The organism is bacterium, assembly GCA_023150945.1.
Taxonomy (GTDB): Bacteria; Zhuqueibacterota; Zhuqueibacteria; order Zhuqueibacterales; family Zhuqueibacteraceae; genus Coneutiohabitans.
On the sequence record JAKLJX010000009.1, the window covers coordinates 207,650 to 225,623 of the forward strand.

Consider the following 17,974-nt stretch of genomic DNA (forward strand, 5'->3'; position numbering starts at 1 on the left):
AAATGAGCCGTCCAACCCAAAGAGTAACGGCACGCCAGAGTGCTTTCACCTTGATTCTGTTATCCACCTCCTTGAGGGTCATTCCGCAGGAATCTTCCCCGGCACTGGAACGATCGTCCTGTTGCGAATTGGGCCCAGTGCTGGAGAGGACTCCTGCAGAATGACAACAAACAGGGTTCGATTTAGCCGAATGGAAAATGCGGCAAGGCGGGACAACTTGGAGAACGAAATGAAAAGTCGAGTATTCATTCTGGCCGTGATGATGATGTTGGGTATCGCGACTCTTGCAGCGATCGCGCAAACCGCCGCTGACACCCCCCCAGGCCCGGCCGAGGCGACGATTGATCTCGCCACTGCCGCGGGCGTGCAGGCCGTCAACGGCGAGTGGCGCTACAGTGACACCGCGATCATCACCGTCGACTTCAAAGGCCCTGGACCGGATAATCAACCCACCGGCGTTCCGGTGAAGACGTATGATTACACACCGCATGCCGGCGCGGCTGACTTCGATGATTCGGCCTGGCCGGTGATCGAGCCGGCAGCTTTGCAGGCGCGTCGCGGAACCGGGAGATTGTGCTTCAATTGGTACCGCATCCGCATCACCGTTCCCGCCCGGGTCGGCGATTTCGATCCGACCGGCGCGACGGTGGTTTTCGAGACCGCGCTGGATGATTACGCCGAAATTTGGGTTGATGGCGAACTATCGCGCGCGTTGGGACAAATGGGCGGCTCGGTGATCAGCGGCTGGAATGCGGCGAATCGCCTCGTCGTTGGCCGCAACGTAAGACCCGGCCAGCAAATTCAACTGGCGATTTTCGGCGCCAACGGCCCCCTTTCGAATCCGCCGACGAATTTTATTTGGATGCGCTACGCCAAACTGGATTTCTACAAAAACGCGGCGCCGGCAGCTCCGCTCGCTTTGACGACGGCGGAGGTGAATGTCGAAATCGTTCGTCTCGATCCGGCGATGGATGCGATTGTCGGCCCGAATCCGAAAGTTTTCAAACTCGCCGAAGGCTTCAAATTTACCGAAGGACCGGTGTGGGTGCGCGAGGGCAAATATCTGCTCTTCAGTGATCCGAACAGCAATATCATTTACAAATACATGCCCGACGGCAACACCGGCAAACTCGAAGTGTTTCGCACACCCAGCGGCTACTCCGGGCCGGACCTTGCCGAATACGGCCAGCCCGGCTCGAATGGCTTGGCGCTCGATCCGCAAGGCCGGCTGACGATTAACGAGCACGGCAATCATCGCGTTTCACGCGTTGAGAAAGACGGTAAAGTGACGGTGCTCGCGGATCGCTACAAAGGTAAACGCCTCAACAGCCCGAATGATCTGGTGTATCGCTCGGACGGCGCGTTGTTCTTTACCGATCCGCCGTTCGGTTTTCCGAAATTCTACCAAGACCCGCGCAAGGAATTGCCCTTCAGCGGCGTTTATTCAATCTACAAAGGTAAACTGCAACTGCTCAGCACGGAATTGAGCGGGCCGAACGGCATCGCGTTTTCGCCGGATGAAAAATATCTTTACGTGGGCAATTGGTATGACGCCAATCTCTACACCAACGGGAAAGCCGATGAGAAAAAGATCGTCGTCATGCGCTTCGAAGTTAATGCCGATGCGACAGTGTCAAATGGCAAAGTTTTCTTTGACATGACCGGCGCCAAAGGTGAAGACGCGATTGACGGCATCAAAGTAGATCAGCAGGGCAATCTCTATGTTTCCGGGCCAGGCGGCCTTTGGGTAATTTCTTCCGCGGGTAAGCATCTCGGCACGATTATCGCGCCGAAGCATCCGCACAATATGGCGTGGGGCGATAATGACCACAAAACACTTTATCTCTGCGCCCGCAGCGGGTTGTATCGCATGCGGCTGAATATTGCGGGCACGGGTGCTTTCAACAATACGGCCTCGATGTCGAGCCGGTGAATCTCAATAACCTCGGAGGTACAATATGAGTCAAGAAACCGCTCATGCAATTGCATTGCTCGGTGCCCGAGTTACCCTCGGCGGAGTCTTCTTCGCGTATGGGGCGCAAAAAGTTTTCGGCTGGTTCGGTGGCTTCGGAATCCGCGGCACTGCCGGTTATTTTCAAAACACGCTGGGTGTTCCGGCGGCACTGGCCTATTTCGGCGTCTTTGCGGAATTAGCCGCCGGCATTCTACTCATCTTTGGCGTCGCGACCGGATTTGCTGCCCTGATCGTCATCCTGCAAATGATGGCGGCAATTTATCTCTCCCATATCAAGGACGGTTTCTTCATGAACTATTTCGGCCAGCTTCCCGCCGGACGCGAAGGCTTCGAGTACAATATCGTTCTCATCGCCATGGCGCTCATACTGTTTTTTGCCGGCGCCGGCCGTTATTCTTTGGACGCGCTGTGGGACTCCGATTTCGTGCGTAAGGCGATTGACTTCTGACAAGGAGAATGCATTTGAAAAAGCTTCTGTCCATTCCTGGGATGGCTATGACGATACTCGTCATCGCTTTCCCGGTGCGCGATGCAACTGCCCAGCCGGGACAATACAAGACGCAGCCCGCAAAGATCGTGCGTCTGGTTCCCGCCTTTGACCGCATCGTGCCGAAAGACGCGGTGTTGGAAAAAATTGCCGACGGCTTCTCGTGGGTCGAAGGCCCGGTGTGGAATCGCGCCGAAGGGTATCTGCTCTTTTCCGACATCCCGAACAATGCCGTGATGAAATGGGATGCACAAGAGGGCGCGAGCTTGTTTTTGAAACCGAGCGGCTACACCGGCGCCGCACCGTTTGCCGGCCTCGAGCCGGGTTCCAACGGTTTGACGTTCGATCACGAGGGCCGGCTGGTGCTGTGCGAACACGGCGATCGGCGCATTTCGCGGCTCGAGATGAACGGCACGAAAACCACACTCGTGGATCGTTATCAAGGCAAGCGCCTCAACAGTCCGAATGACGTGGTTTTCAAATCCAACGGCGACATGTATTTCACCGACCCGCCGTTTGGCTTGCCGAAAGCGTTCGACGATCCCGCGCGCGAGCTAGATTTTTGCGGCGTGTATCGCTTGAGCAAGAACGGCAAACTCACGCTGCTTACGAAAGAACTCGGCGCGCCGAACGGCATCGCGTTTTCGCCGGATGAGAAGAAGCTGTATCTTTCCGACTATAAGCGCGCGGCGTGGCTGGTTTACGACGTCAAAGACGATGGCACGATCGCCAACGGGCGCACGTTCTTCGATGCGGCCGAATTCAAAAAGAATCGTCCCGGCAGTCCGGACGGCATGAAGGTGGATACGCACGGCAATATTTTCGGCGGCGGCCCCGGTGGCATCTATGTTTTTTCGCCGGCAGGCAAACACCTCGGCACGTTTGATTTCGGCGTGCCCACGGGCAATTGCAACTGGGGTGAAGACGGCTCGACGTTGTTCATCACCTCGAACACCGCTATCTATCGCATCCGGCTGAATACGAAAGGCGCGACGTTTAACGCTGGAACAAATTGAGGGACCATTGAACTCTCAAGAGCTTTTGAACACGGATTGCGCGGATTCTCATGGATTTTTTTTGTTTTATCCATGTTAATCCGCCCAATCCTGGTTCGCATGTAAGGAAAACATCGGAGATAAACGATGCGGCAGTTTTTCATGATTCTCACGCGGCAAACTCGCGCCCTCACGGTTTTTCTCGCTTTACTCCTGACCATTCCCGTGTCACTTGGCGCTCAGACCGCCCAACTGCAACCCCGCGGCGCATTCGCATCCTACGAGATCACGGAGATGGCGGTGAACAACTTCCGCAATTTCGCAGGCGAGGCTGGCTTTCGCTTCGACCAAAAGCACCAGGTACGTCTCACTGTCATGGAAGTTGCGGTTTCGGAGCGCGACCTCGCGGGGTGGTGGTCCGCCGCAGTCGAAGGCAAAGGCGTCGAGGGCTACCTGCGGGTGTATGAGATGAGCGTCGACCGATTTTTCGGGGGCAACTGGTACTACGGCGCCAATGCCGGCTACATTGCAAACGAATTCCGGCACGTGACCCTTCTCCAGCGGATCTGGAACGAAACCCTGACCGCCGGGATCGCAATCGGCTACTCCCGGGCGAACCTGTTCGGAATTCGCCGCCTGCACATCAATCTCACGATGCCCGTACGCTTCTACTTCAACGGGATCGAAGAGACGAAGCTCGGCGATGCGACTGTGCGAACCCACAAGATTGTGCCGAATACTTGGCTCTTCATCGGTTACAAGTTCTGATGCCTAACTCGTTGGTGAAAACTTTCACCCGACTCTATGCAGCAAGGCAAGCAGAGTTTTATCCTGACTCTTAACACAATAGCAACTGGATAGAATTTATGTTAATCAAAAGAATTTGTACATTGGGCTTCGCCGCGTTGGCGTTTTTTGCAACACGCGCGCTGAGCCAGGACCCGGTTCCGCTTTATCCGAAGAACTACAAGGTTCTCCTGGAAAACGATCGCGTGCGGGTGATCGACTTCGTTTTGAGGAAGGGTGACACCGAAGACTTCCACTCGCACCGGCCCCACGTGGCGTACATTCTCACCGGCTTCAAGATTCGCTTCACTTTTCCGGATGGCCGCACGGTGGTTCGCGAGACGAAAGCGGGCGACGTGCTGTTCAGCGAGGCGGTGACGCACTCGCCGGTGAACATCGGCGACAGCGATGCGCACGGAATTATGGTGGAGCTGAAAGAGCAGAGCGGAATGGGCATGAACGGAAATAATTCCGAGGAATTGCTGACCGCGGTGACGTTCATTCATGGCTTGGAGGGCAAGGAAGAAGAGATGAAGAATCATTTGCTCTCGCTCACGGCTCCAACGTTGGCTGAGCCGGGCTGCCTCACGTACGAGCTTTATCAATCACCGGAAAAGAAAAACGAGTTCATGCGCTACGAAGTCTGGCGCAACGACGAGGCGTTGGAGCTGCACAAGATGATGCCGCATCTGAAAGCTTCATTCGAATTGCGCAAGCACCAGGGTTGGACGACCGAAATCACGCGCTGGCGACGAGTCCGGCAATAGGAGAAAGCAATGAGTGCTGAGTCAATGGTCATTCAGGCGGAAAGTATGACATCGATAGCCAGGAGAATGTCGAAGAAATGAATCGAGCAAGATGCGCTTTTCTCTTTTTGTTGATTCTTGCCGCATTGGTGAACGCGCAAAATCCTTCTGCAAAATTTTATTCTCAGACAAGCAGCTTTTTCGGCAAATACGTTCACGAAGGTCGGGTCAATTATGCGGCCATCAAAAAGAATCCGCGAGCAATGCAGGAAATTGTTACTACGCTGGCCAATTTTGACTTAAAAAGCCTGACTGACGCCAATGGCGAAAAGGCCTTCTGGATAAACGCCTATAATCTGCTGGTTATCAGCTCTGTGGTCAGCCGCTACCCCGTCAAATCTCCGTTGGACATTTCGGGTTTCTTTGATCGCGCCAAGCATCGCGTTGCCGGCGATTCGCTGACATTGAATGAAATTGAAAACGACAAGCTGCGCAAAAAATTCAATGACGCGCGCATTCATTTCGCGCTGGTGTGCGCGGCCAAAGGTTGTCCAACTCTGCTCGATTACGCATACCTCAGCGAGAATTTGGACGAGCAACTCGACTTGCGCGCCCGGGCGACACTCAACGATGCCGCGTACGTGCGCGTGAACTCCGGCGCCCGGAAGGTTCTTCTCTCGGAGATTTTCAGATGGTACGAGGCCGATTTCGCCAGCGGAGGGAGAACGGTTATCGACTACATGAATCAATATCGCACCGAGAAAATCCCAATTGATTTCTCGATCGACTTGATTCCTTACGATTGGACCTTGAATGCGTCTTCCGAATAGGAAACGCCGCGACCGCAAATTAGCAAAGGATTGCCCTGTGCAACACCTAAAACGCTTTCTCTTAACAACCGCCCTTTTTCTGGTGGCCTGCGTTGGCACTGATTTCATCGCGGAGCCGGCCATGACGGTGCCGGCACGGATAGTCATCGCTCCAACGAACACGGCCGTGGAGGTGGGCAAAACCACCGGCTTTCAGGCCGTCTACTATGACAACCAGGGAATTCAAATTCCTGATGTCGCGTTGCAGTGGAGCAGCTCCGATCCGAACATTGCTTCGATAGACACCACCGGCCAGGCCTCGGGCCACGACACCGGTCAAACGAAAATCACCGCCCGTGCGCGTGGGGTGACGAGCGGCGCGGCCATCCTGACGGTGGTGGCCAACCCCAATCAAGTTGCCCGTGTCGTCGTTGTGCCGGACAGTGGCAACATCGGTATTGGCGAAATGCTGCAATTCGCGGCCATCGCCCAAAACTTGAACGGCCAGGTGTTGAGCGGCAGATCTGTCAATTGGCGCAGCTCGGATGCAACCATCGCGACGGTGAGCAGCACCGGTTTGGCAACCGGTTTCAAGCCAGGCGGAGTGAATATCATCGCGACAGTCGAAGGCGTCGAAAGTTCGGCAGTTCGTCTCACCATTTTGGGAACAAGCCGTAGCGGCACGTTTACTGGAAATCCCAACACCTCTTATAACGTCAGCGGCACGGCCACGCTCGAGCAACAGGCGAATGGCAGTCTCGTCCTGCGATTGGGCAGCGATTTCAGCAGCAGCAATGGCCCGCGACTCGAAGTTTTTCTCTCTACCACCAGCACCGTTGGCAGCAACAGTCTCAATCTTGGCCGGCTGCAGCGAACTTCCGGCGCGCAGAGTTACAACGTGCCGGCCGGCGTGCCGCTGACAACTTACAACTGGGTGATCATTCACTGCGTGCCGTTCAATGTAACATTTGGCCATGCGCAGTTGCGATAGAGCCTCCGGCGGTTCCCGGGTTGGCTGGCTAATGGAAGCTATGCCGGTAATCGGGTCAAGCGAAGAACCAGGCGGCAAAACAGAAGGAAAAAAACTGTGAAACGCACTTTCGTTTATATGGCCACCCTCGCGGGTCTTATCCTGGACTCCGGCGGCGCTCATGCCGGCGCCTGGACACAAAGACGCGGCTTGGGCTACTACGAGCTGAAGTTCTATTTTATTCGCGCCGATCGTTACTATGAGCCGGATGGCAATGTCATCACCATTCCGACTTTGGGAGAGTATACCTTTAGCTTCTACGGCGAATATGGCCTCACTGAGTGGCTGACCCTGGTGGGGGAAATTCCCGTCTGTAAGCACATCTCGCTCAACCGCCAAGTCGGCCGCAGCACCGGTTTTGTCTATTTTCCCGGCGACTCGGTCAGCGGAATTGCCGACGCCGAAATTGGCGTGCGTGTCGGCTTGCTGCGCAGCGGGCCTACGGTGCTCAGCGCCGGTCTGAAGTTCGGTTTGCCATTTGGCGACAACAGCCAGCCGAACGGTTTGCTCACCGGCGACCGCGAGTTCAACCAAATCCTCTCGCTGCAGCTGGGGCATTCCTTCCATCCGATGCCGATGTACTTCACCAGTGAGGCCGGCGTCAACAACCGCGCGAACGGCTATTCGGATGAGTTTCGTTACGAGGCGGAGCTTGGCTGCACGATTGGCCGCGCCCTGAGTGTCAATTTGAAAGTGAACGGGACGGAGCCATTCCGCAACGGCGATGACACGGTCACCGGCGGCATGGGCGGCTTGTATGCGAACAACCAACGATATCTCGCATATGGCCCGGGGGTGTTTTACAGTTTCTATCAAAATTTCGGCATCAATGCGCGCGTTGCTTTTGCGGCGTATGGCGAAAATGTGTTGGCGAAGCCACAGTACTTTTTCGGCTTTTTTTTGAAGCAGTGAGGGCACAATTGCCGACGGAACGGCAGTGAACATCTGCCGGAACACACACCCATGGCGACCGGTTCACCCAACGAAACCGGCCGGGCGCGGCCCAAGCTGCTGCACCGGTGCCTGCAACGACAAGGGCGCCTCATCGCGCTTCGCTTTGACCAACTGCTGGCGCGGCATCAGAATTCTATTGCAGAGCAGCTCGCCGAGGCTTGCGCAGGATTTTCACTGCGGTATGGCGGATCAGTTTGTGACCGAATCTCAAGACGGCAGAGACTTTATCGTTGGCAAGGAATGGAGGTTTGAGGCAGATATGTTGGCGCCGGCCTCCGCTTTCTGCAAGACAAATCCAGTTCACTCCAGCGTTTTTCAAATGCGGGCGCAGGAATCGCAGTCCTGCCCACTCATGAGGCACGGTGGCAGCCGCAAGCTTATTGGCTTTGACAGCCGCCCACAAGCAAAAGGGCGGGAACTACAAACTTGCTCACCCAATTGAAAACCGCTGCAAAAGCAAAAGGAGAATCAAATGCTCACGCAACTTCCTGCTTTCGTTGCCGTTGTTGCTTTGCTATTCGGCGTCAACGACAATTTGAAAATCAGAGGCTACGATCCCGTTGCTTATTTCACAGCCGGTAAACCGGTAAAAGGTGATTCCAAATTCGAGCAGGAATGGCGGGGAGCAACGTATCGTTTCTCCAGCCGGGAGAATCTTGTGCGGTTCCAAAAAGAGCCGGAAAAATATGCGCCACAATACGGCGGCTATTGCGCCTATGCGGTCAGTCAAGGCTATACCGCGCCGGTCGATCCCGAGGCCTGGGATATCGTGAACGGCAAGCTGTATCTCAACTACAGCAAGGCTGTCCAGAAAAAATGGCGTGAAAAGCGGGACGAGTACATCGCCAGCGCCGACCGGAACTGGCCCGGACTGCGCGCCAAGCAACAGCAAAAGGATGACTAGGCGCTTGTGAGCGCCCGATCGACAAAAAATTGTCGCCAACAAAGAAGTCGCTTTGTTGCTGCCCGAAGGGCCACTTTTCCCAAGCGGAGTCATGGGAAAAGCACAGTTTATTCAAGGTGAAATCGTTGCCCTACCGGCAAGAGATTTCTCCAACGACTTGAAACAACCCAGCGGATATTTTTAGTCCGCTGGGTTGTTTCAATCCGTTGGCGATTCCCTTTGAGTTGCGGTTTATCGTTGGGGCTTCGTGACTTTGATTTGTACAAGTGATTGCGCGTGTCATTCGGGAGGAATCTTGCGAGGTACTTGGCCGCGTGCTCAAATCTTCATAGGATCCTTGCAGGATGACATGGGTGGTGGCCATACAGTTCAAGGTAACAGACCACGCGTGTGCTGTCTGGCAACGCCGGCCGGCAGCATTCGAGTCGAACGTTTCGCAGCCATAAAGGAGAATCACCATGTTCTGCATTCATTGCGGCAGCCGCGAGCACAGCAGCGGCCAGCACAAACCCTGCGCCTATTGCGGCGGAGACGCGCACAGCAGCGGCGAGCACAAACCGTGCGTGCATTGCCGCAGCCGCGAGCATGCCACCGGCGAACACCAGCCGTGCGTGCACTGCGGCAGCAACGAACACGCCTCGAATGCCCACGCCTGAGGCCGGAAATTTTCCGGGGGCCGGCTGTAAGGATTGTCCGCCGCCGGCGACGAATGGAGGAAAGGAGGCGCTCATGACAAGAGAAGCACCGACCAATGCTCGACCTCTCGGCAAGGCAGGCGAACGCGAGTCCTTTGAAGCCCTCGCCATGCCCCTGCTCAACCAACTTTACTACACCGCGCTGCGCCTGACCAGAAATCGGCTGGATGCTGAAGACCTGGTGCAGGAAACGTTTCTGAAGGCGTGTCGCTTCTATCATCAATTCACTCCCGGCACCAACTTTGGCGGGTGGATATCCCGCATCCTGATCACGAACTTCATCAATCGTTACCGCAGAAAGAAGCGCGAGCCGCGCTGGGTAAGTCTCGAGGCGGGCAATGCAGTCTTACCCCACGAGGAAACACATGACGCCGACCGGCTGTCCAATGCCGGGGTGGCGGAGAACTACCAAGATTTGTTTGATGACACCATCGCCACTGCGCTCGACCGCGTGCCGGAGCATTATCGCATGATCGTGCTGCTCTCCGACGTAAGCGGCTTGAGCTACAAGGAAATCGCGCACGCGGTCGGCTGCCCGCTCGGCACAGTCATGTCGCGGCTGAGCCGGGGCCGCAAGCTGCTGGGGCGCATGTTGAACGCTTATGCCTCTGCCCACCGCCTCGTGCGTAATGCGCCGGCAGGTGTTGCCCACCGGCAGGCGTCCATGATGGTGAGCTGAAGCTCGGCATTTCCGCGCGGGCGCGGCGCAAGATGGAATCTGCTCAAAACCGTGGCTGCAACTAAAATCAAGGAGTCTTTGCGATGGAATTGACCAAAACACAACTCGTCCTGAGCTGGGCACTGCGTCTGGCAGCGGCCGGCATTCTGCTGCAAACGCTGTTTTTCAAATTCACCGGCGCCGAGGAATCGAAGTTCATTTTCAGCACGCTGGGCCTCGAGCCTTGGGGCCGGATCGGCTCGGGCGTCGTTGAGCTGATCGCCGCGGTGCTGCTGCTCGTGCCGCGCACCACCACCCTGGGCGCGTTGCTTGCGCTCGGCGTGATGAGCGGCGCGATTCTGAGCCATCTCACCATTCTCGGCCTCGAAGTCAAAAACGACCGCGGCCTGCTGTTCGCGCTGGCGGTGCTGGTGTTGCTGGCGAGCGCGGGCGTGCTCTTCCTGCACCGTTACGAGATTCCCCTGCTCGGCGACAAACTGCGGCCGCATGCCGCATGAGGGCAATACTGATTGCCAGCGGACTGCAACTGTAATTGCTGTCCGTCCCAGACTGCAAATATTTGCGAAAACGTTCCTGCAGCGGCTTGGCCGTTGCTTCAAAGCTCTCAGAGTTTTCACGCCCCCCGGAGTTTCAGAAACCTCGGCTCAGCCGAGGTTGTAACGTTTTCGGGCGGGCACCCATTACTTCGGGCAGGGGCATCATCGCCGGCCCGAGTAAAAAATCCCTCGGCCTTGCAGGTAGAATCCTGCGCCGTGGGATTTCCTTTCTGTGGGGGACCATTTTACCTTCCCCCTTGCGGATTGTCCGATTTTTCTTATCATACGTCTCACGAAAGCCGAGATGAAGACTGGCATGCCCGCTGTAATTGCGCTTGGTGGGATCGTATGAATTCCAATCACAAGGAAAATTGGCGTGATCCCGGGCTACAAAATTCTGGCCGAAATTCATCGCGGCCGCAAACGCATCGTCTATCGCGGCCTCCGGCTGCCGGAGGAAGCGCCGGTGATTATCAAGGCGCTGGGTAACGAGCTGCCGCAGCCGGCGGCCGTGGCGGAGATGGAGCGCGAGTACGAACTGCTCAGAAGCCTGCCCATCGCGGGGATCGCGCAAGCCTGCGCGCTGGAATTGCATCCCCCCAATCTGGTATTGATCCTGGAAGATATCGGCGGTGAGTCCTTGCGGCACTTGCTGGACGCCCGCGGAATCACGCTCGACCTGTTTTTTGAAATCGGGCTGCAGCTTGCCGCCACGCTCGCGGCCATCCACCAGCACGGCATCATCCACAAAGACATTGCGCCGAAGAACATCGTCGTCAATCCCGCCAGCCGGCAAGTGCAACTCATCGACTTCAGCATTGCTTCACGCCTGCCGCACGAGAGCCAAAAAATCAGCCATCCCAATTTGCTCGAGGGCACGCTGGCCTACATGTCGCCGGAGCAAACCGGCCGCATGAATCGCACGGTCGACTATCGTACGGATTTCTACTCGCTCGGCGTCACGTTTTATGAGATGCTCACCGGCAGCCTGCCCTTCGAGTTCGCCGATCCGCTGGAATTGGTGCACGCCCATCTCGCGAAAATGCCGGCGCCGCCGCGCGCGCTGAACCCGGCAGTGCCGCAGGCGCTTTCTGAGATCGTCATGAAGCTGATGGCCAAAACCGCGGAGAACCGCTATCAAAGCGGGCATGGGTTGCACGCGGATTTGGCGGCCTGTTTCGCGCAATGGCAGACGGGCGGACGGATCACCGGCTTTATTCCCGGGCAAATGGATTTCTCCGACCGTTTTCACATTCCCCAAAAGCTGTATGGCCGCGAGCCGGAAATCGCGGCGCTGCTCGCGGCCTTCGAGCGCGTCAGCCAGGGCGGACTCGAGCTGATGCTGGTTTCGGGATATGCCGGCATCGGCAAATCCGCGCTGGTCAACGAAATCCACAAACCGATCATCAAGCAACGCGGCTATTTTGTCTCCGGCAAATTCGATCAATTCAAACGCAACATTCCCTACAGCGCCATCATTCATGCCCTGCAGGAATTGCTGCGGCTGCTGTTGACCGAGAGTGAGGCCCAAATTGCGGCGTGGAAGAGCAAGCTCAGCGCGGCGCTTGCGGCCAATGCCCAGGTGATTACCGACGTCATTCCCGAAGTGGAATGGATTATCGGCAAGCCACCCGCCGTGCCGGAGCTGCCGCCGGCGGAATCGCAGAACCGCTTCACGCTGGTGTTTCAGCGCTTTCTGCGTGTGTTTGCCCAAAAAGAACACCCGCTCGTGATCTTCCTGGACGATCTGCAGTGGGCCGACTCCGCCACGCTGAAACTGCTGCACGCGCTGCTGACGGACCGCCACAGCCGGTTTCTCTTCGTCATCGGCGCCTATCGCGACAATGAAGTCGGTCCCGCCCACCCCCTGCTGCTCACGCTGGCCGAAATTGCCAAAAACAGTGTAACCACGTCCGGCTGCCAGTTGAGCAACCTGACGTTGAAAGCCCTGGCGCCCAGCCATCTCGATCAGTTCGTGACTGAAGCGCTGCGCTGCGAGGCCGGCAGCGCAACGCCGCTGTCCGACTTGATCATGCAGAAGACCGCTGGCAATCCTTTCTTCGTCACGCAGTTTTTGCAGACGCTGCATCAGGAAGGCTTGCTGCAGTTCGACTATGGCGGCCGCCACTGGCAATACGATCTCGAGCGCATTCAGCGCCTCGGCATGACCGACAACGTCGTCGAGCTGATGGCGGGCAAGATCCAAAAACTGCCAGCGGCAACCCAACAAGCCGCCAAGCTCGCCGCCTGCATCGGCAATCAGTTTGACTGCAAAACGCTGGCGCTGGTGCTCGAAAGGCCGGTGCCGCAAGCCGCGCGGGATCTGTGGGAAGCTTTGGCCGAAGGCCTCATCCTGCCGATCGGCAACCCCAACGATCTTTTTCCCACTGATTCTTCGGCAAGCCCGGCGCCGGCATACCGGTTTCTGCACGATCGCGTGCAGCAGGCCGCTTATGCGCTCATCCCGCCGGAGCGCAAGAAGGCGGTGCATTTGCAGGTTGGGCGGCTGATGCTGCAACACTGCGGTGCGGCCGAGCGCGAAGAAAAAATCTTTGACATCGTCAATCATCTGAATCGCGGCAGAGATCTGATGACCGAGGCAGGCGAGGCCGCCCAACTCGCGGAATTGAATCTGCACGCCGGCCTCAAGGCCAAATCAGCGGCGGCGTTCAAGCCGGCGTTGAATTACTTCAACACCGGAACGGCTCTGCTGGGCGACGAGGGCTGGTCTTCCCACTACACGCTGGCATTTGCCCTGCACCGCGAGCTGGCCGAGTGTGAATATCTCTGCGGCAATTTCGAGGCGGCGGAGCGCTGGCTGGCCCTGCTGTTGAGCAAGGCCAGGAGCCGGCGGGAACATACGGAGATTCACAACCTGCGCATCATTCAACATGAAAATATGGCGCAATACGCCGCGGCGGTGCAGGCGGGACGCGAGGGATTGGAGCTGTTCGGCATCGTGCTGCCGGAGGAAGAACCGGCCAAGCAAACCGCCTTTGCCGCGGAATTGCAGGCCATCGCCAACTTGCGCGGCCAGCGTGCCATCGCGGATTTGATTCATTTGCCGGTAATGGCCGAGGCCGACATGCAAATGAGCATGAAGCTCTTGATGACGGTGTGGGCGCCGGCGTACATCGCGGGCGACGGCAGCCTGGTGCGGCTGGTTTCGGCGATGATGGTCCGGTTGTCGCTGCAATACGGTAATACCGAAGCCTCGAGCTACGGCTATGTGACGCACGCCATCACGGTCGGCTCGAGTCTGGGCGATTATGCCTCCGGCTATGAATACGGCCGGCTGGCGCTGGCAGTCAATGACAAGTTTCACGACGTGAAGCTGCGCGCCAAGGTGCATCACATGTTCAGTTGCTTCGTGAACTTTTGGCGCCGGCCGATCCGCACGTGTTTTCCCCACTCCAAGAATGCCTTGCGCGCCGGGCTGGAGAGCGGCGACTTCGTCTACGCCACTTACGCCGCGATTCACGAAAGCTGGCATGCCTTCTTCTGCGGCAGTGATTTGCACGAATTTCACAAAGAGTATGCGCCCAATGTCGACTTCCTGCTGCAGATCAAGAATCACAGCTTTGCCGAGGCGCAGCGTCTGATCCTGCATTGGGGTCTGGCGCTGCAAGGCGGGACCGCGGACAGAACCTCGCTCAGCGGTGCGGATTTCAATGAAGCAACCTATGTGCGCGAGTATGCCGGCGCCGCGTTTTTCGAAACGTTCTATTTCACCACGAAACTGCATCTGCATTACCTGTTCGAGGACCATGCCGAGGCGCGCCGCATGGCGTTACGTGCCGAAGCGGTGATCCCTGCGCTGTTCGGCACGCTGTGGATGACGACCTTGTGCTGCTATCATGGCTTGACGCTGGCGGCGCTGCATGATTCCGCCGGTGCGGCGGAACGGCAGGCGTACGCGGCAAAGCTCGCAGACTTGCTGGCGCAAATGCAGCATTGGGCCGAGCATTGCCCGGAAAACTTCCGGCACCAGGCGCTGCTGCTGGCAGCGGAGTGGGCAAGAATCTGCAGCAGGCCGGAGGAGGCCATCACCTGCTACGAGCAGGCCATTCAAGCGGCGCACGAACAGGGCATTCTGCAACACGAGGCCCTGGCCCATGAGTTATATGGGAAGTTCTGGCTGGCGCGCAAGCAGGACCGAATCGCGCGCAGTTGCCTGCTCGCGGCGCATCAATGCTATCGGCAATGGGGCGCGCTGGCAAAAGTCGAGCATTTGGAGCAGCGCTATCCACAATTGCTGGTGCAGGCCGCTGACGGCCACTCCTCCGCCGGCGATTGGCAGGCCACGCAGCTCACCATTGGCCGCCGGCCGGAGTCGCTCGATCTGGAGGCCGTGATCAAAGCCTCGCATGTCATTTCCGGTGAAATCACACTGGCGCGGCTGCTGGAGAAGCTGATGCGCATCGTGATGGAGAATGCCGGCGCACAGAAGGCCATTCTGATGCTGGAAAAGGAAGGCAACCTCGTGATCGAAGCGGAAGCGGTGCTGGCGCAAAAGGATTCCATGCCGGCAGCGGCGGCGCCGGCCGGCCGCGACGAGGAAGTCATCGTGCGGCGCAGCCTTCCGGCTGAAACCAGCCCGGCGCTGGCACAGACCATTATCAACTATGTGCGGCGCACCCGCGAAAGCGTGGTGCTGGCCAACGCCGCCGGCGACAGCCGCTTTGCGCATGATCCCTACCTCGCGCAGCATCAAACCCGCTCGCTGTTCTGTTTACCGGTGCTGCAGCAGAGCAAGCTCACCGGCATTCTGTATCTCGAAAACAACCTGACCACCGGCGCGTTCACGCCGGACCGCATTGCGGTGACGCAAATGCTCTCCGCGCAGGCCGCGATTGCCCTGCAGAATGCCGGCCTCTACGAGGAAATGAAACAGGAAGTGGCGGAACGCCAACGCGCCGAAGCAGCGCTGCGCGCCGCGCTCGCGGAAGTGGAACAACTCAAAAACCGGTTGCAGGCGGAAAACGTTTACCTGCAGGAGGAAATCCGCACGCAACAGAACTTCGAAGAAATGGCCGGCAACTCCGCCGCCATCCGCGCCGTCTTCCGCAATCTCGAAAAGGTGGCGCGCACCGACACCACCGTGCTCATCACCGGCGAAACCGGTACCGGCAAGGAACTGGTGGCGCGTGCGATTCATGCTTCCAGCCACCGCAAGGACAGCGCGTTGATCACGGTGAATTGCGGCGCCCTGCCCGGCGGCCTGATCGAAAGCGAGTTGTTCGGCCATGAGAAAGGCGCCTTCACCGGCGCGACCACGAAAAAGAAGGGCCGCTTCGAGCTGGCCGACGGCGGCACCATTTTTCTCGATGAAATCGGCGAATTGCCGCTGGAAACCCAGACCAAGCTGTTGCGCGTGTTGCAGGAGCAGGAATTCGAGCGTGTCGGCGGCACCCAAACCATCAAGGTCAACACCCGGGTAATCGCCGCCACCAATCGCGATCTCGAACAGGGCGTCAAGCTCGGCTCGTTCCGCGCCGATCTCTTCTACCGGCTGAACATCTTCCCGATTCATCTGCCTGCGCTGCGCGAGCGGCGCGACGACATCCCGATTCTCACGCATCATTTCGTGGGAAAATTCTCCCGGCGGCTGGGGAAAAAGATCGATCGCGTCTCCGCCGAGGCGCTGGCGCGCCTGGCGCAGTATGACTGGCCCGGAAATGTGCGCGAGCTCGCCAACGTGCTGGAGCGCGCCGTGATCCTCTGCGACGGCAGCGTGCTGCACCATGATCACCTCGGGCTTGCGGCGCCGACGGTCAAACCCGAAGCGGAAGTGTTGACCTTGCAGGAGGCTGAGCGCCGGCACATTCTCCAAGCACTGCAAGACGCGCATTGGGTCATCGGCGGTCCACACGGCGCAGCCAGGCGGCTTGACCTGAATCGCACCACTCTGCTGGCCCGCATGAAAAAGCTCGGCATCGCAAAGCCGCAGTGAACTCCGCGGCCTGCAGCGCCGCAGATTCCGCCGGCAACTGCGCAAGCCGAGCGGAGATTCCTCCCCGTCGCACAAGCCTCTGTCCTGACCAACTACCTGCAAGCACCAACCGTCATTGTGATGCTGTCAGAATATTGACACCTGTCATTATTTTGACAGCCGCGCCGCAACTCTCCTCAATTGTGAATCTCGATCATCATCACAACAGCAGGAAACACAAGGCCCTAACGTGTAGCCCGAAGCGCTGGTAGCGCGGCACGATTTTGGTAGGTGATTGCATCAGATTCGCCTCCCCCTGATCAGTCGAGACGGTTGAGCGGATTGAGTGATAAGAGAGAATTCTCCGGCGATACGTGACCAAGAGCACCATGTTTAGAATGACAAAAATTTTCGCAAACGGCTCAGTCGAGATTCACAAGATCGAGGGAAAAGTGACTGACGAGGTTTTGCCGCTGTGGCAGGAGCAGTTGGCGGCGCTGCAGCCGGGTGAGAAGCGGGATATCTTACTCGATTTCAGTCAGGTTTGGGCCTTGAGTGCCGCTGCCATCGAAATACTCATCAGCCATTTGCGCGGCAGCATGCGCGTGATGAATCCCGGTATGGATCTTCGCAACCTGTTGCATGCCGCCGGTCTGTCCTCGAGTGTACTGGAATAAATCGGCCGGGCCGTGAGTTTCAACGAATCAGGCAACGGCTCGCAATACCAAAAGAGAGGTGGATGCTGTGACCAGCCTGGAGATGCCCAGCACGAGTACAACCCTCGCCGGCCCGCGCCCGCAGCGCAGTCGAACGCCGGCCGTGAATCCGGAATCGTGGGTTGACCAGCACGGCGACTACTTGTACAGCTTTGCCCTGTTGCGGCTGCGCGATCATGAGCTGGCGGAAGAGATCGTGCAGGAAACGTTTCTGGCTGCGCTCAAGGGGCGCCAGAATTTTGCGGGGCAATCATCCGAGCGAACCTGGCTGGTGGGCATTCTGAAGCACAAGATCGTCGATCATTATCGTCGCGCCCGGCGCGAGCAGCCTGTGGCCGATATTGAAGGCGGTGCGGATGAGCTCTTCCGGGAGGCGGGGGAATGGGCGGGGCACTGGACGGAAGAGGGCGCGCCGCAAGAATGGGCGAACGATCCCAGCCAGTTGCTCGAGCAGGAAGAATTTTGGAAAGTCTTCAACCGCTGTCTGGCGCAACTGCCGCAGCGCCTCGCCGAAGCGTTCACGCTGCGCGAAATCGACGGCTACAGCAGCGAAGAAATCTGCGCAATCCTCGCCATCTCCCCCAACAATCTCTGGGTGATGCTGCATCGCGCCCGCGCCATGCTGCGGCGCAGCCTGGAAGTGCACTGGCTGGAGGCCGCATCCTCGCGTTGAATTTGCTTTCCCTCCTCCCCCCGCAAATCGCAGGAATCTCGCAAAAGACTCGACGCG

General features: G+C 57.8%; 15 protein-coding genes. All 15 read left to right on the top strand.

Going from position 1 to position 17,974, the window contains the following annotated elements:
• Positions 1 to 229: 229 nt before the first annotated feature.
• The 15 genes from L6R21_13885 to L6R21_13955 all read left to right on the top strand — a co-directional run bounded on the left by L6R21_13885 (position 230) and on the right by L6R21_13955 (position 17,917).
• A complete protein-coding gene (locus L6R21_13885; protein MCK6560283.1) occupies positions 230 to 1,933 on the top strand; it encodes an SMP-30/gluconolactonase/LRE family protein in 1,704 nt (567 codons plus the stop codon).
• Between the two features lie 25 nt (positions 1,934 to 1,958).
• Positions 1,959 to 2,423 (top strand): DoxX family protein, encoded by a 465-nt coding sequence (locus L6R21_13890; GenBank protein MCK6560284.1) that lies wholly within the window; start codon positions 1,959 to 1,961, stop codon positions 2,421 to 2,423.
• 14 nt (positions 2,424 to 2,437) lie between these two features.
• The gene (locus L6R21_13895; protein ID MCK6560285.1) at positions 2,438 to 3,478 is read left to right on the top strand and encodes an SMP-30/gluconolactonase/LRE family protein; all 1,041 of its coding nucleotides are present in this window, start codon (positions 2,438 to 2,440) and stop codon (positions 3,476 to 3,478) included.
• Between the two features lie 126 nt (positions 3,479 to 3,604).
• On the top strand, positions 3,605 to 4,225 hold the full coding sequence (locus tag L6R21_13900; GenBank protein ID MCK6560286.1) for a hypothetical protein: 621 nt from the start codon (positions 3,605 to 3,607) through the stop codon (positions 4,223 to 4,225).
• Between the two features lie 98 nt (positions 4,226 to 4,323).
• On the top strand, positions 4,324 to 5,010 hold the full coding sequence (locus L6R21_13905; protein ID MCK6560287.1) for an antibiotic biosynthesis monooxygenase: 687 nt from the start codon (positions 4,324 to 4,326) through the stop codon (positions 5,008 to 5,010).
• Between the two features lie 107 nt (positions 5,011 to 5,117).
• Entirely contained in the window at positions 5,118 to 5,819 is a 702-nt protein-coding gene (locus tag L6R21_13910; protein MCK6560288.1) for a DUF547 domain-containing protein, read from the top strand.
• A 37-nt stretch (positions 5,820 to 5,856) separates the two neighbouring features.
• A complete protein-coding gene (locus L6R21_13915; protein MCK6560289.1) occupies positions 5,857 to 6,789 on the top strand; it encodes a DM13 domain-containing protein in 933 nt (310 codons plus the stop codon).
• A gap of 96 nt (positions 6,790 to 6,885) precedes the next feature.
• Positions 6,886 to 7,740 (top strand): transporter, encoded by an 855-nt coding sequence (locus L6R21_13920; GenBank protein MCK6560290.1) that lies wholly within the window; start codon positions 6,886 to 6,888, stop codon positions 7,738 to 7,740.
• Positions 7,741 to 8,254: 514 nt separating this feature from the next.
• Complete coding sequence (locus tag L6R21_13925) at positions 8,255 to 8,686, top strand: YHS domain-containing protein (protein ID MCK6560291.1); 432 nt, start codon at positions 8,255 to 8,257, stop codon at positions 8,684 to 8,686.
• Between the two features lie 458 nt (positions 8,687 to 9,144).
• Positions 9,145 to 9,342, top strand: coding sequence for a hypothetical protein (locus tag L6R21_13930; GenBank protein ID MCK6560292.1), 198 nt, complete (start codon positions 9,145 to 9,147; stop codon positions 9,340 to 9,342).
• Between the two features lie 73 nt (positions 9,343 to 9,415).
• Entirely contained in the window at positions 9,416 to 10,060 is a 645-nt protein-coding gene (locus tag L6R21_13935) for a sigma-70 family RNA polymerase sigma factor (protein ID MCK6560293.1), read from the top strand.
• Between the two features lie 83 nt (positions 10,061 to 10,143).
• Positions 10,144 to 10,557, top strand: a complete 414-nt coding sequence (locus L6R21_13940) for a DoxX family protein (GenBank protein MCK6560294.1) — start codon at positions 10,144 to 10,146, stop codon at positions 10,555 to 10,557.
• A 415-nt stretch (positions 10,558 to 10,972) separates the two neighbouring features.
• Positions 10,973 to 16,549, top strand: a complete 5,577-nt coding sequence (locus L6R21_13945) for a sigma 54-interacting transcriptional regulator (protein MCK6560295.1) — start codon at positions 10,973 to 10,975, stop codon at positions 16,547 to 16,549.
• A 377-nt stretch (positions 16,550 to 16,926) separates the two neighbouring features.
• Positions 16,927 to 17,205 (top strand): hypothetical protein, encoded by a 279-nt coding sequence (locus L6R21_13950; protein ID MCK6560296.1) that lies wholly within the window; start codon positions 16,927 to 16,929, stop codon positions 17,203 to 17,205.
• 58 nt (positions 17,206 to 17,263) lie between these two features.
• Positions 17,264 to 17,917: a sigma-70 family RNA polymerase sigma factor gene (locus tag L6R21_13955; GenBank protein ID MCK6560297.1), complete on the top strand. Its 654-nt coding sequence runs from the start codon at positions 17,264 to 17,266 to the stop codon at positions 17,915 to 17,917.
• Positions 17,918 to 17,974 lie beyond the last annotated feature (57 nt).

Excerpts from the sequence above, each read along its gene's own strand:
- L6R21_13885 (MCK6560283.1), top strand. The coding sequence starts at position 230 with ATGAAAAGTCGAGTATTCATTCTGGCCGTGATGATGATGTTGGGTATC.
- L6R21_13890 (MCK6560284.1), top strand. The coding sequence starts at position 1,959 with ATGAGTCAAGAAACCGCTCATGCAATTGCATTGCTCGGTGCCCGAGTT.
- L6R21_13900 (MCK6560286.1), top strand. The coding sequence starts at position 3,605 with ATGCGGCAGTTTTTCATGATTCTCACGCGGCAAACTCGCGCCCTCACG.
- L6R21_13905 (MCK6560287.1), top strand. The coding sequence starts at position 4,324 with ATGTTAATCAAAAGAATTTGTACATTGGGCTTCGCCGCGTTGGCGTTT.
- L6R21_13925 (MCK6560291.1), top strand. The coding sequence starts at position 8,255 with ATGCTCACGCAACTTCCTGCTTTCGTTGCCGTTGTTGCTTTGCTATTC.
- L6R21_13930 (MCK6560292.1), top strand. The coding sequence starts at position 9,145 with ATGTTCTGCATTCATTGCGGCAGCCGCGAGCACAGCAGCGGCCAGCAC.
- L6R21_13935 (MCK6560293.1), top strand. The coding sequence starts at position 9,416 with ATGACAAGAGAAGCACCGACCAATGCTCGACCTCTCGGCAAGGCAGGC.
- L6R21_13940 (MCK6560294.1), top strand. The coding sequence starts at position 10,144 with ATGGAATTGACCAAAACACAACTCGTCCTGAGCTGGGCACTGCGTCTG.
- L6R21_13950 (MCK6560296.1), top strand. The coding sequence starts at position 16,927 with ATGACAAAAATTTTCGCAAACGGCTCAGTCGAGATTCACAAGATCGAG.